Here is a 13,138-nt window from a genome sequence, read left to right as displayed (position 1 = left end):
CACCTAAGACGGGAGGATTTATATGCTAACTGTACAAATCGTGTTATTTGATGGTTTCGACCTACTGGATGCCATTGCGCCTTACGAGGTTTTTTGCGCGGCAGCGTCGTTTGCAGAACATGAGTTAAGCGTGGAATTGGTCACGGCCGAAGGGTCAAGGGCTGTGGCTAGCGGCGTTAACGGATTAAAAATTGAAGCGAACAGCCGATTGAATCCGGAATGCGCGGGCATCATTCTCGTACCGGGAGCGTCGGGCGAGGTCGACGGTGATGGCCCCGATTCGATCCCAGCTATTTTGGGCCGGGCAATGAATACCGAATTAACCGGTATGATCGGGCAGGCGCTCGACCGGCAGGACATCGTAGTCGCTACCGTTTGCGGCGGCTCTCTGCTGCTGGCCATGGGCGGGCTATTGGAAGGGAGAACTGCGGTAACGCATCACCTTGGCATGGGCTTGCTTGGTGCAACCGGGGCAGTCCCGATCAAGGCACGGGTCGTGGACGACGGCAGCCTCGTTACCGGGGGCGGTGTCACATCCGGGCTTGATGTGGCACTGTACTTGGTGGAACGGGAACTCGGACCGCGCATCGCGCACGCGGTAGAGCAGTTATTCGAGTACGAACGAAGAGGAACAGTTTGGAAGGGGATCGGTCTGGCACCAAGCACGCAGAAGTCTTTGCCGGACGACAGCGAACCGAACGCAGCAGCGAACCATGGGGCGTTAACTAACTCATCCTCGGGTCACCAACTCACGCAGGCATCTATATTCGAAGGGGATTGGGATACAATGATCGCTACGCCTGTCGGGAAAATGGAAGTCAGGCTCTCCATATCGGCAAGGAACGACATCATCGAAGGTACGGCAACGCAAGGAGATGAAACCATCCGATTCAGGAGCCCTGTGCTTCAGAACGGCAAGCTGGCCTGGTCGCTTCCCATCACGAAGCCCATGCGCCTGAACCTGAAATTCGAAGTTACCGCGGACGGAGATGTTATGACCGGAACCGCCAAGGCCGGCATGCTGCCGGCATCCAAATTAACCGGAACACGGGTTTCTTAAGATTCGGAGGTTGTGGAACTGCATGAAGAAACGGAAATCATTATACCGGCTCCTGGCCTGTGTCAGCCTTGTGTTTATTCTATACGCCCTGGTCAAAAACTATTGGATCGATCCCGGTGCCGCTGGTTTTTTAAGCCGTAAAACCGGGCTGAAGCGGGAGCTGAATCTTCCGGTCTGGTTGAATGTCATGTACGTTCATGTTGGATTTGCATGTCTGGCCATGGCGTCGGGCTTGATCAACTTTTCCAATCGAATGTTTGAAAAAAGCCGCAGGTTCCATCGTTTCAACGGCTACGTTTATCTCGTGTCCGTACTGCTGGTTGTCCTGACCTCCGGATATATGGCGCCTTACGCCACCGGCGGAAAAATCAGCAGCATGGGATTCAACGCGCTCAATCTGATCTGGCTGTTTGTCACCATTACGGCGCTCATCCAGATCAAGAGGAAACGAATCGATCGGCACCGGAACTGGATGATCCGGAGTTACGCCTTCTGCTTCACGAACCTGTTGATTCATCTTATCACCTCTCTTGTTCATCAGGGTTTCGGCATGGTTTACGCCACAAGCTACACCATTGGCCTTTACGGCTCTATTGCACTGCTGATTGTTATTCCTGAAATCATCATCAGATCGAAACGAAAGGAATGGGTAATCGAATGAAAAAAATGATTAGTTTACTTATGTCGTTAACACTGATACTTAGTTTGTTTGCTCCGGCTGCAAGCGCGAAAGCGAATAAGAATCAAGATGAGTTCAAAAACAGAAATCTGCATGTTCAAATCGTATTGTTTGATGGGTTTGATCTGCTGGATGCACTGGCCCCATATGAAGTATTCGCTGCAGCTGGAATGTACTCTGGAGGAAAAGTTACCGTGGAATTGGTATCCGCAGAAGGCAAGCGCTCGGTCCCGAGCGGTTTGAATGGCCCTTCCCTCAAAGCCGAAGCCGTCTTAGACCCTAATCGCTCCGGAATTATCTTGGTTCCTGGAGCTTCGGGTAAACCAGCAGGCAATTCGGAAGATGCCATTCCGAATGTGTTAAAAGGAGCCCTGCAAACCCGTCTCCCTGCGATGTTAAAAATGTCCATGGATAATAAGGATGTTACGGTTGCCACCGTTTGTGGAGGTTCATTGCTGCTTGCTATGGGCGGCATGTTGAAGGATCGACACGCCGTTACCAATCAGATCGGAATGACTGCACTGAAAGCTCTCGGTGCAAATCCGATTGATGCAAGAGTCGTTGAAGATGGTCCTCGCCTGGTGACTGGTGGCGGTGTGACATCTGGACTTGATGTTTCCCTATATTTGGTTGAGCGTGAATTGGGACCTCAAATCGCAAATGCTGTTGAACAGTTATTCGAGTACGAACGAAGAGGTACAGTTTGGCAAGCTGAGGGCATTGCACCGATCAACTTTTAAACTGGTAGTTTACAAAGCAAAAATCAACCGTAACTCGTTCTTTAGCTCTAACTATCTGGTGATATATAAAAGTTCATTCCGCACAAAAAAAACTCCACACCATACACAGGGTAAACGTTTGCCTATCCCTGTGCGGGTGCGGAGACCAATGAATCCAAAACAGAAACTAACCAAGCACGAAGCTTAATGGAGCTTTGACGTATTCTGTTTTTGCGTAATTTTCAGTTTCTCCGGGGTAACGTCCTCGCCATTCGGGTCCACAACTTTCAACGTAGACATGGTCGAGAGAACCTGCCCTCGGATGGCTTGCAAATATTCCTGACGAAGCTGCTGCTGTTCAGTGTATTCTTCTTGGCTCAGACCTTCGGTCTTCTGCTTGCGGCTCAGTTCATTAATTCTATGCAATGAAGGTATGGTCATGGTTATCTTTCATCCTTCCGTATAACAAGTTGTAACAGACAGTTTACTGTAAATAACCTGTGGTTGCAACTAATCCAAGGAAACCATGCCAATGCGAATGGATTTTCCAGTCAAATCAAAAAAGCCGCCATTTGGCGGCTCCTTAAGCTTTAGGCAAACCTATCGAAAATTGATGGGGAAAGCCCGGTAACCCCTTGAACATGAGGACCCCCTCACTGACTAAGAACCAGATTCTGTGCACGATATAAGAATAACTTACGAATTGGCGTGAAATTTCGAATATACGATCTAAGACGTCCCCTGCTTTAACCAGATCACCAGAATGGTGCTGCTCTTGCAGTTCAGCGACCGATTGTAAGATTAGCGCATCCATTCGATCCTCTTCGCAGCCGATGACCCTGTCCTCTTCCCAGAATCGAAGAACATGATCCTGTCCTGCCAGCTCCAGCCATTCGGATTCGTACCGTCTCCTTAGATCCGAGTCCAGCGGAATCCCATCACCATAAGTTTTAACGATTTCAATGTAAATCTCCCGCTCGATCCTGGATTGATAGACTGGAGTCTCGCCCTTGTTCTGCTGCAAACTCGATTCTTTGAGAATTTGCGTCACATTCACCACATGAACGGGGCGTTTCCGCTCCCTCAGCAAGTACGATGCAAAGCGAAGCCCGGTTTGATCATGGGCGTTATCCGCGCACCATATGACTACGGTCTTGCTCTCCGGTATGGTTTTTAGCGTTTCTATCATGCGCTCGATTTGGTGTTCCAGATTGCTCGTGTAAGAAGAGTAGTAATCTCTGTCATGTTCCATCAACCAGATTAGCCTGCGCTGCTGCCCTTCCGCTGTGCTTAAATCCCTGATAGGGCCGGTGGAAAAGCATTCATTAAATGCTAATACGCGGGATTTCTCCCGATTCCCCACTTGACTGAGCGCCACTTTTAATGAACCGGCATTCGAAAGACTGAAAATGATATGAACATGCGTTTGGAGATTCTCCTCCTGAAGCCGCTCATGGTGAACGATCTCTGCATGATGTTCGATCAGCTTGTACAATCGCTCAGCAGCCCTTTTCTCTTCATGCCCGACGTTCGTGGCATCCTGGATCGCTGTGTTCAGCAACCTACGGAGTAAAAGCCAATTCTCTCTTTCCCCAAACCCTTGCAATTTCTCGTATAGCTTATCGATAAGGATCCCTCCGAAGCGAAGTTCAACTGTTTCGTCACCTCTTGTTAGTCGAGCAGCTGCCGCGTTTGGAAGCAGCATCCAATACCGATTGGATCGTTTGCTCCTCCAAGTATTGATTCAACTGCCGTTCCGCACCGTCCATCACCTGTTTGACCAGACATACGCAAGCACCCGGCTTGTCTTCGTTCCTGTCGCTAGGCTTCTCTTCGGTCAGCAATCGATGCTGCTGCGAATTGAGATTGGAGCATTCAAACAGCTGCTGCCTGCCTTCGATCACTTGGATCACTTCTAAAAATGTAATCTGCCGGGCCGGCTTTGCCAGCTCATAGCCACCGTTTACCCCCGGCACGGCACGCACGATTCCGTCCTGTCTCAGCTTGGACATGATTTTGGACAAATAGCTTTCCGAAACGCCTAGTGTCGCAGACAGCTCCTTGATTCCGATGTTGTGGTCACGCTCCGATTGAGCCAGATGTATTAAGGCGTGCAGAGCATAGTCAACGCTTTTGGAAAACTGTATGGCGGTTTCCTCCTTTGCTTTATTTCATTTACCATAGACCCATGATATCCATTATATTGTTTCAGTTTCTTATTTGCAATGAATCCGCGAAGACGGGATAAACCATGGCGACTTCCTCAAACAACAAAGACCAGGACCAAGCAAGAATCATTAAAAGATATTACCTTCAAGAACCGCCATATTTTATGCTTAGGGCGGCTCTCCTACCCCCCACCACCCTTGTGGGAGATGTGCTCTTCTCCAGTGACCTGGCAATCCATTAGCTTCGAAGCAGTGAAGAGGACGAATCGATTCCGGAAAAGCGGAGCGGTCGCCTTTGGAGCCGAATTTCAACCCCTATTTCAACCCCTATCATACAATCCAGAAATTCGGCGACAACAGCGATTGGAGGAACGATACGTACGCGGAGCTTCAAACGTTAACTCTTCGAAGCTCTCGCGTAAAGCAGCTCTCTTTAAAGCCGCTTTCACATAATTCACCCATGTTTAAAGCGTCCACGATTAAGCTTTACTCCGGAACCTCGAACATGAAAAAGCCGCCAAAACGGCGGCTTCGCAAGCGCAGCTTCATACGCTTCTATAGATCTCGGTTAAAGTTTATCAAGGTTACGCCTCCTATTCATCAATAGGCACGCCTTGTTATTTGGACATATGGCCATCATTCGAAGGATCGTATAATCCCGATGTGTTCTTGAACCATTCGAATATATGGGTAACGCAAACCTTGAGAACAGCGTAGCCGGGTACGGCCAACAGAATGCCAACCACGCCGAACAGATTGCCGGCAGTCAGTATGACAAAGATAATCGTAATCGGATGAATTTTCAGCGTTTTGCCCATAATTTGCGGAGAGATGAATTTGCCCTCGATCAGCTGCACGATCGTCCATACCGCCACCATCTTCAGCAGCATCACCGGCGAAGTGACCAGAGCCACAATCAACGCGGGCGTGATCGCAATGGCAGGCCCCAAATAGGGGACTACGCTGGTGAACGAGGCGATGATGGCAAGAATAAGCGCGTAATCCAGGCCGATGATCATGTACCCGATGTACAGCAGAATACCGATGCAGACACTGACAATAATCTGACCGCGGATGAACGAACTGATCTGGTGATTGATATCCTGAAGCACATGCAGGATCCCCGAACGACTCTGGGTCGGCAGGAACGACAAGATTTTCCGAGGCAGCTTTTTGCCGTCTTTCAGCATATAGAACAGGACAAAAGGAACCGTAATGATCGACAACACGATCTCCGTAAACGCGCCGAGGAAACCGCCTACCTTGCTCCATGTCGAGTTCAGGATTTCGGTTGCTTTCTGCGTTATCGTGCCCCACCATTCCTGGGAGTTGATGTTCACGGCTTCTTGCAGCTGACTATACAACTGGCTGCCGGTCAGCTCTTCAAACTGCTGCCTGACTTTCTCGCTGTACGTCGGGAAATTGTCTATCAGACTCATAATCTGGGTGCGGAGCACCGGAATGACCGCCAGCACCACAACCGTCAAAATTCCGGCAATCAACAGATATAATATCAGGATGGACCATCCGCGTTTGATTTTCCTTTTTTCCATCATATCCACCAAGGGATTCAGCAAATAATACAGGATTCCGGATAAAATGATCGGCAGCACGATCGTCTTGATCAGAACCGCGATCGGATGCAGAACAAACGAGATTTTGCTTAATACCATGACGTTTAAACCGACCAGCAACAGAACAAGCAAAAGCAGCACAAACTTATTGTTTAGAAAAAAGCGCTTGAACCGATCCGGCCAAATGCGAGGTTGCTCCATATATGTCCTCCCTAATTTAGGTTTATCGATTCCAGACACAAAACTTGCATCGATGCAAGCCCCTATGGCGTCAAGATAATCGAGCACAGCTTCGCTAACTCCATTCTTTTAACTATAATGTTTCTTCAGGGCACATGTCCAGTCAACCAAGGGCCAGCATGAGGGTTCGTATTTATGGTCGGTCATCTCATGATGGAATAAGCCTGCGTGTCATGAAGACACACAGGCTTAAGCTGTACGAACACGCTTCACCCACGGTTTTATAAGTACCGAGAAATGATGCGCACTAATTTTGCGGGCAGCTCATTCAGGTTGGTAATGTCCAGAAACCTCTCGGCACCATAAATCCCGTTAATGACATCCTTGTCTTGTCCGATGGCGGCAGCCAGAAATTTGACTCCTTTTCTTTCATATTCGGATAAGGTCTGCTGCATGTCTTGAATGGCAAGACTTCCGGTATAGTCTTCCATCGCCTTAGGCTGCCCGTCGCTGATGCTGATCAACAGCTTGGTCTGCTTCGGTGAAGCTGCCAGCCGTTCCGCCATGATCCTTAACGCCATACCATCCCGATTGTTGCTTCTCGCGCGGATTCCCATCAACCTGAAGCGATCGCGAACATCCGGATGATCGTAGTCGGCATAAGCGAAGATCGACATCTGCTCCAAGCGGGACGCATCGGCCGTATCGCCGTAGATCAGAACAGGAATATGGCAAATCTGACAAAATTCATAGACCGCAATGACCGCACGCTTGGCTGCCTCCAATCTACCGAACGCAGCCATCGATGCGGATTCATCGACCCTCAGTCCGACCACAAGACCAGGGGATTCCGTCGGAGGACGTCTCTTGGCAAATAACCTGAAGTCCCGGTAGGCTACGCTGTCTGCCTGAAATTTTGATCCATAGTATTGATTTTTGGCATACTCCGCGGTGATTTCGTGCTCCAAGAGCGGCAGCGTTTTTCTGGCGATCTCCCGTACAACCGGCATAAGCCCCTGACTTAACCGCCCATATTCCTCCTGTAGGTTCGGATCATAATCAGGGCGATGAACGATCAGCTTTACCGACCGATGAAGGGAATCGGACACGATTTCTCTGGAAACCCGATTCAGCTTCTTGCGGAAATCCCGTTCCTTCTGCTTCTCCTCTTCCGACATGGGCTCAGGATTAGCCTGGTGATAATTCGGCGTGCCGTCCTCGCCCGAATCCGTGCTCTCCATCTCCGCTGATTCATCCGATGAAACGGATGTGCTGCCTTCGCTTTCAGCGGATTTTTTTAAGCTGACCCCTTCTTCCCCGGCTTGCTGATCCGGATTGGAGTCAACATCCATATCGATTTCCCAGGTTGAGATCTCCACGGCATCCCCTCTTCGTTTGCTTGGGGGTTCAACCGGAATTTCGTCCAGCAACCCCAACAGGCCTTGGCCTTCCAGCGCATCTTCCAGCAGTTTGATTTCTTCCGGATCGGTCGTAATCTTGTAGATCACTTTGTGATAAAGGGATTCTCTTGCAGAAGATCCCTGAGCCACGGCATCCGCCCAATAGAAATAGGAACGCATGCCGGCAACCCCCTTAATGGCATTGGCCCGGGCTGTTTTGTCCAACAGAATGATGACCCTTGCGAGGATGTCCAGCATTTCATCGTCCTCGCAGCCGATTTTGGCCTTTGCGCGCTCCATCATCATATCCTTGGTTGGCAGATCCATTTTCTCCGAATGCTGTATCCTGTCTCGCAATGCTTCATTTAGCGGCCTGGATCCCGCATAACTGCGGTTGGCCGTGATCACCGCAATGAAATCCGGATGCCTGTGCACGATACCCATCGGCAAATTCAGCGTGCCGCCTGGCTCAAGCGCGGAATTCAGCGCCATTAATACGGCAGCATCACGTATCACGTTCGGTTCCTGTATTTCCAGCAGATAGCCGTTCTGAAAGGCTCTGACGATCTCGGAAGCGTAAAATCGATATTCTACCGCCTTATTCTCTGCGGCATTCGCGGCCAGCTTCAATACATGCTTCATCTTCGCCGAAGCATGCTCCCGCGAAATTCCCAAAGCCTCCATTAGAATCTCCGTCGAACTTCGAAAGCCGTCACTATCGTATAGGGCTTTCAAGGCAGCCTGATCGGCAGGTTCCAAGTACTCTATTTGATCGGAAGTAATGACCGGTAAAATGGCTCCGATAATATCCGATTTATCCATATCGGCAAAACATGTGACTTTGGTGTAGGGGAGCCTGAAGTTCGCGGATAAAGCTTTGGCGAGCTGCGTCTTTCCGGATCCGGCATCCCCCTCTAACAAAACATTGGCGATTTTCATCTCGCCCCGATCCCAATTCCGCTTAATTTCATTCGAGATTCGCCGTTCTTCCTCACTTCCTTTATGCGTTAACGGTTTTGTCCAGACAAGGCTCTTTTCTTCTTCGGTCAATGCTCTCCCGGGAGACAGCACGTAATATTCATTGTCATTCTGTTCTAGCATAACCTATCTCCTCCAAGCTTTTCCCAGCGTGGAAGGATACTCTCGCTCCATTCCCCCGCTATCCGGGATGCCTCCTCATTATTCGTACCCCAATTCTCTCAATGCTCTGGTTAATGTCCGCAGCCTTTCACCAATCATCTCGCCGTTGTCGCTCAAAGCCTCGTTAAACAGCCTGATATCCTCTTGGATCTGTTCATTGTCCGTGCATACGGCTACCGTCATGGCGCTTCCCTGCAGCCCGATCCGGTCGATCACGGGATTCTGCGGATCATAGAGCTGCTCGTATCGATAGGCTTCGCTAAAATGCGCCAGCGCGCTGCAAACGAGAATAGACAAATCCAGAATGCGATGAATCGGAAGCTCTAACGATGGTTCGGTCGCTTGCTCGTCCGCATCTCTCCATACTCTGACGGCAACATTTGCCTGGCCTTCCTCGTTTCCTTGAGAAAGACCGAGGGATAGCGCCCTAACTTCTGTGGCGCCGGCAAACCGCCCATCGACCTCCCCGTAATTTTCCGATACAATAACGGGCTTATGATTCATAGAAGCGTGTATGTTCATCATTTCTCCTCTTTTCTCAAAAATGGATCTTACATAAACATTTCAAGCGCATCGTTTGCCATAGAACATATAAGTAATGATAATGATCATTATTTTGATAAACCTTTTAATTATTCATCTATATATATAATAGACATATTTTATTTTGTTGTAAATACCTGACCGGTAACGCCCAGCAAAGCGTGAATTTATGAATTGAACAAAGAAGAAAAGAAGCATCCCCATGTTCAGGAGATACTTCTTCGGAATTCATGATGGTATGGTCTGTTTCACCGACAGCTTTCAATTTCAGCCGCTTCGTTGCTGGAACACGGAGAAACCCCTATTGTTTAGCTGCCAAGAATTCATCCAGCTGACGCTGTATCTCGGCGACATACTCGTCAATCCCAGCCGCCTTCAGCTTCTGGATCGCTTTGGGATACTCTGTCTCAAAATCGACAAATCCGGAACGGATCGCAGCTAGATCTTTGCCTGCGACTTCTTTCAAGGATGTCTCGATCAACTTAACCTTTTCGTTATTGAATCGGAATCCCAAGGATTCGGATCGAACAGCCTGATCATCCCAGCTCTTATATTGATCGATGGATTCCTGGGCCACGTTCGGCCCGAACAATTGGTAATTCTGGTTTCTGAACATCCATTCATAGAAAAATTCACTCGGGGTGAGCTTATTGATTCTTCCGTCCACGATCTCGTAGTCCTTGCCTTCGACGCCATAGAGAGCAAACTGGTAATTTTCCTTGGATTTATAAATCCAGTTCACAAACTTCATGGCTCCTTCCGGATTCGGAGCATTGACTGGAATGCCCAGAACTTCCCCGCCTGTGGCGGTCACATAACGCGGCTTATCCTCGGCTAGCAGATAGGTATTAACTTCGGCATCCGGGGCATTGGCTTTGATGGCATCGACGATTTCCATTTCCTTGCCCAGTGATCCTTCCACCCATAAATATAGGCCGGTCTGCATGCGGGAGTCTCTCTCGTTGTATTTGATGGTCAAATCCTCTGTGTATAAACCTGCTTCATACATTCCTCGGTTAAATTTCGCCACTTCCTGGAATGCTTCCGTTTCATAATAGCTGTATGCTTTCTTGCTGTCTTCCCCGAATACAACCAAATCTTCGACGGCGATCCAGTTATATTGTTCATCGGTAAAGTATCGAGTCAACGGTTTGAAGATAATGTCGGCGGGTCCTTTCATTTCAGGAAACTTCTCTTTCGCCTTGGTCGCGAATTCTTTTAAATCGTCGGGTGTCTTCACGTCGGTCATCCCCACGGCTTCCAGTATATCCTGGCGGACGGCAACCAGCTGGTACATGGCCGAGGACGGTGCATAGGCCGACGGAATGCCGTGAATTTTCCCATCGATGGTTGCGCCTTGAAGCTGTTCCATCGGCAAAACTTTCAACATATCCTGACCATATTCCTGGATTAAATCATCCAGAACCATGGCTTGTTTCTTGTTGACGATCGTGGAAAGGTCCGGAAGACCATCCCAATACAAATCGATCGGTTCGTTCGCGGCCAGCATGATATCTTTCTGTTCCCAATACTGGGCCCACGGCACATATATGACTTCGACCTTTAGACCGAGATCGGCAGCCATTTTCTCTGCGAATTCGTTGTTTAAAAATTCGTTCATGCGATCGCTTCGTTCCCCCGGATACAAAATCGTGACGGTTTCGAGCGCGGCTGCCCCCTCTTTTTTGCCGCTGCATCCTGCCATTACCGAAACGGATGCGATCAATAAAACCAACAAGATCAGCATTTTTTTTGCTTTCATGAAAGACCCTCCCTATGAAATGGTTAATCTATGTTAAAAGCCTGAATCGGCCAATAACCACGCAGGTGTCTATTCTTTTACCGCTCCGGCCATAATCCCGTGCACGAAGTATTTTTGAATGTAAGGATACAGGAAAATGATCGGACCGATCGTAATGACCGTTATGGCCATCTTCACGGTTTCGGCAGGCAATGTGATGTTGCCCGATGCCCCTGACGGAATTCGTCCGGAACTTATCGCATTGACGTTCGACAGAATGTTGTAGAGGAAATACTGCAGCGGAAACAAATCGCGTTCGTTAATGAAGATCAGCGCGTGCCACCAATCGTTCCAATATTGAAGCGCATACATTAAACCAACCGTCAGCAGTGCGGTTTTGCTTAACGGAAGGGCTATTTTGACATAGATCGTAAAATAATTGGCGCCGTCCATCTCGGCCGCTTCATATAAAGATGGAGAAATGCTTGCAAAGTACGTTCGCATCAGAAACATGTTCCATACGCTGAATATGGACGGCAGGATCAAAGCCAGAATGCTGTTCTTCAACCCGTAATAATTGACGCTGACCATGTACCACGGTATCAAGCCGGCCGAGAAGATGATCGTAAAGTTGCTAATGAAAGCGAGCACGTTGCGGTATTTCAGCTTTTTGATAGATAGGGAAAATGCAATCATGCTGGTAATCAACAGAGCCCCGAACGTCCCCACAGTGGTTACAAACAGGGTAACGCCGTAGGATTTGAGCAGTTTCATCCCACTATTAACAAAGATATATTTATATGTATCCAAGCTCGGGCTCAGAGGGATGATCGAATATCCGTTTCTTGCAACGGCCTGTTCCGAAGAAAAGGACACGCTTAACGTTAATACAAGAGGATACAGACAAACGAGTGCGAATAAGCCAATGAATGCATAGGCAAAGCCAATCACCAATTTATCGCCAAGCAATCTATTCTTTTCCATCATCAAAATAGACCCTCTCCGTCGTTTATTTTCTTAGCGGATTTGTTAGCAGCCGTAATCAGGATCAAGCCCATCAATGACTGGAATAGCCCGATGGCCGTCGAGTAAGAAAAGCCCAGCGTACGCATCGACTGATAAACGTAGGTATCGATGACCGTTACTTCTTCAGCCAGGACCGGGTTGTTGCCAACGATACCGTAAATCATCCCAAAGTCCCCGTAGAAGATTCGTCCGACGCTCAGCAAGCTTAAAACGATGATCGTTGGCTTCAGCATGGGCACGGTCAAGTAAAGAATTTGCTGCAATTTGTTGGCGCCATCCACCTTGGCCGCTTCGTATAGGCTCCCGTCAAAATTGGACATCGCCGCCATGTAGACAATGGAGCTGTATCCGCTCCATTTCCAGACGCTCGACAGAATGATGATCCACTTCCAATACTTTGGCTCCGAGTACCAGGAGATCGGCTCTGCACCGAAGAACTTCAAAATATGATTCGCTACGCCCACATCCGTGGAGAAGATTCCGTACAGAATCGCACCGACAACGACCCAAGATATGAAATACGGAAAAAACATCATGCTTTGCGCGATCTTTTTGTAGGCTTTATGCCGGATTTCATTGATCAGAATGGCAATGCTGACAGGAATGATAATGCCTAAGATGAGACCGAAAAAGTTGATATACAGCGTGTTATAGGTAACCTTCCATCCCATGCTGTTTTCCGAAAAAAAGTATTTGAAGTTGTCCAGACCCACAAATTTGCTGCCGAAGATGCCGTCGACCACATTGAAGTCGGTAAACGCCATCCATATCCCGGCAAACGGGATATAGGAGAACATGATCAGCACGATCAGCGCGGGCACGCACATGAGATACAGGATCCTGTGTTTTTTTATTTCATAGAGAAATCCCTTGACAGCCGAACTCATTCCATCACCCCTTTGCATGTG

12 protein-coding genes are annotated in these 13,138 nt (G+C 48.7%); 3 read left to right on the top strand and 9 right to left on the bottom strand.

What is annotated here, in order from left to right; all coding sequences use genetic code 11:
* Window positions 1-22: 22 nt before the first annotated feature.
* The 3 genes from RB297_RS03485 to RB297_RS03475 are packed head-to-tail and all read left to right on the top strand — an operon-like array spanning window position 23 to window position 2,479.
* Window positions 23-1,060, top strand: coding sequence for a DJ-1/PfpI family protein (locus tag RB297_RS03485; RefSeq protein WP_375119748.1), 1,038 nt, complete (start codon window positions 23-25; stop codon window positions 1,058-1,060).
* A gap of 22 nt (window positions 1,061-1,082) precedes the next feature.
* On the top strand, window positions 1,083-1,721 hold the full coding sequence (locus RB297_RS03480) for a DUF2306 domain-containing protein (protein ID WP_375119747.1): 639 nt from the start codon (window positions 1,083-1,085) through the stop codon (window positions 1,719-1,721).
* Window positions 1,718-2,479 carry a DJ-1/PfpI family protein gene (locus RB297_RS03475; protein WP_096773600.1) on the top strand — a complete coding sequence of 254 codons (762 nt, stop codon included), beginning with the start codon at window positions 1,718-1,720 and terminating at the stop codon, window positions 2,477-2,479. The genes RB297_RS03480 and RB297_RS03475 overlap by 4 nt, the downstream gene beginning before the upstream one ends.
* 183 nt (window positions 2,480-2,662) lie before the next feature.
* Here the strand turns inward: RB297_RS03475 and RB297_RS03470 are convergent, their stop codons facing one another.
* From RB297_RS03470 to RB297_RS03430, 9 genes are all read right to left on the bottom strand, one after another.
* The gene (locus RB297_RS03470) at window positions 2,663-2,899 is read right to left on the bottom strand and encodes a DUF896 domain-containing protein (protein WP_009590590.1); all 237 of its coding nucleotides are present in this window, start codon (window positions 2,897-2,899) and stop codon (window positions 2,663-2,665) included.
* Window positions 2,900-3,041: 142 nt separating this feature from the next.
* A complete protein-coding gene (locus RB297_RS03465; protein ID WP_375119746.1) occupies window positions 3,042-4,019 on the bottom strand; it encodes a DUF1835 domain-containing protein in 978 nt (325 codons plus the stop codon).
* Window positions 4,020-4,119: 100 nt separating this feature from the next.
* On the bottom strand, window positions 4,120-4,605 hold the full coding sequence (locus RB297_RS03460) for an RrF2 family transcriptional regulator (RefSeq protein ID WP_375119789.1): 486 nt from the start codon (window positions 4,603-4,605) through the stop codon (window positions 4,120-4,122).
* 638 nt (window positions 4,606-5,243) lie between these two features.
* Entirely contained in the window at window positions 5,244-6,401 is a 1,158-nt protein-coding gene (locus RB297_RS03455) for an AI-2E family transporter (RefSeq protein ID WP_096773597.1), read from the bottom strand.
* A gap of 260 nt (window positions 6,402-6,661) precedes the next feature.
* Window positions 6,662-8,881 (bottom strand): AAA family ATPase, encoded by a 2,220-nt coding sequence (locus RB297_RS03450; RefSeq protein WP_375119745.1) that lies wholly within the window; start codon window positions 8,879-8,881, stop codon window positions 6,662-6,664.
* 78 nt (window positions 8,882-8,959) lie between these two features.
* Window positions 8,960-9,442 carry a DUF6530 family protein gene (locus tag RB297_RS03445; RefSeq protein ID WP_375119788.1) on the bottom strand — a complete coding sequence of 161 codons (483 nt, stop codon included), beginning with the start codon at window positions 9,440-9,442 and terminating at the stop codon, window positions 8,960-8,962.
* 322 nt (window positions 9,443-9,764) lie between these two features.
* Window positions 9,765-11,225, bottom strand: coding sequence for an ABC transporter substrate-binding protein (locus tag RB297_RS03440; RefSeq protein ID WP_375119744.1), 1,461 nt, complete (start codon window positions 11,223-11,225; stop codon window positions 9,765-9,767).
* Window positions 11,226-11,294: 69 nt separating this feature from the next.
* A complete protein-coding gene (locus RB297_RS03435; RefSeq protein ID WP_009590583.1) occupies window positions 11,295-12,191 on the bottom strand; it encodes a carbohydrate ABC transporter permease in 897 nt (298 codons plus the stop codon).
* The gene (locus RB297_RS03430) at window positions 12,191-13,117 is read right to left on the bottom strand and encodes an ABC transporter permease (protein ID WP_009590570.1); all 927 of its coding nucleotides are present in this window, start codon (window positions 13,115-13,117) and stop codon (window positions 12,191-12,193) included. Before RB297_RS03430 ends, RB297_RS03435 begins: the two co-directional genes overlap by 1 nt.
* Between the last annotated feature and the right edge of the window lie 21 nt (window positions 13,118-13,138).

Source organism: Paenibacillus sp. CR_12 (genome assembly GCF_041953985.1).
In the GTDB taxonomy this organism is placed as follows: Bacteria; Bacillota; Bacilli; order Paenibacillales; family Paenibacillaceae; genus Paenibacillus_AQ; species Paenibacillus_AQ lautus_A.
This window is presented reverse-complemented; position numbering and strand designations above follow the sequence as displayed.

Excerpts from the sequence above, each read along its gene's own strand:
- RB297_RS03485 (WP_375119748.1), top strand. The coding sequence starts at position 23 with ATGCTAACTGTACAAATCGTGTTATTTGATGGTTTCGACCTACTGGAT.
- RB297_RS03480 (WP_375119747.1), top strand. The coding sequence starts at position 1,083 with ATGAAGAAACGGAAATCATTATACCGGCTCCTGGCCTGTGTCAGCCTT.
- RB297_RS03475 (WP_096773600.1), top strand. The coding sequence starts at position 1,718 with ATGAAAAAAATGATTAGTTTACTTATGTCGTTAACACTGATACTTAGT.
- RB297_RS03470 (WP_009590590.1), bottom strand. The coding sequence starts at position 2,899 with ATGACCATACCTTCATTGCATAGAATTAATGAACTGAGCCGCAAGCAG.
- RB297_RS03455 (WP_096773597.1), bottom strand. The coding sequence starts at position 6,401 with ATGGAGCAACCTCGCATTTGGCCGGATCGGTTCAAGCGCTTTTTTCTA.
- RB297_RS03450 (WP_375119745.1), bottom strand. The coding sequence starts at position 8,881 with ATGCTAGAACAGAATGACAATGAATATTACGTGCTGTCTCCCGGGAGA.
- RB297_RS03445 (WP_375119788.1), bottom strand. The coding sequence starts at position 9,442 with ATGAACATACACGCTTCTATGAATCATAAGCCCGTTATTGTATCGGAA.
- RB297_RS03440 (WP_375119744.1), bottom strand. The coding sequence starts at position 11,225 with ATGAAAGCAAAAAAAATGCTGATCTTGTTGGTTTTATTGATCGCATCC.
- RB297_RS03435 (WP_009590583.1), bottom strand. The coding sequence starts at position 12,191 with ATGATGGAAAAGAATAGATTGCTTGGCGATAAATTGGTGATTGGCTTT.
- RB297_RS03430 (WP_009590570.1), bottom strand. The coding sequence starts at position 13,117 with ATGAGTTCGGCTGTCAAGGGATTTCTCTATGAAATAAAAAAACACAGG.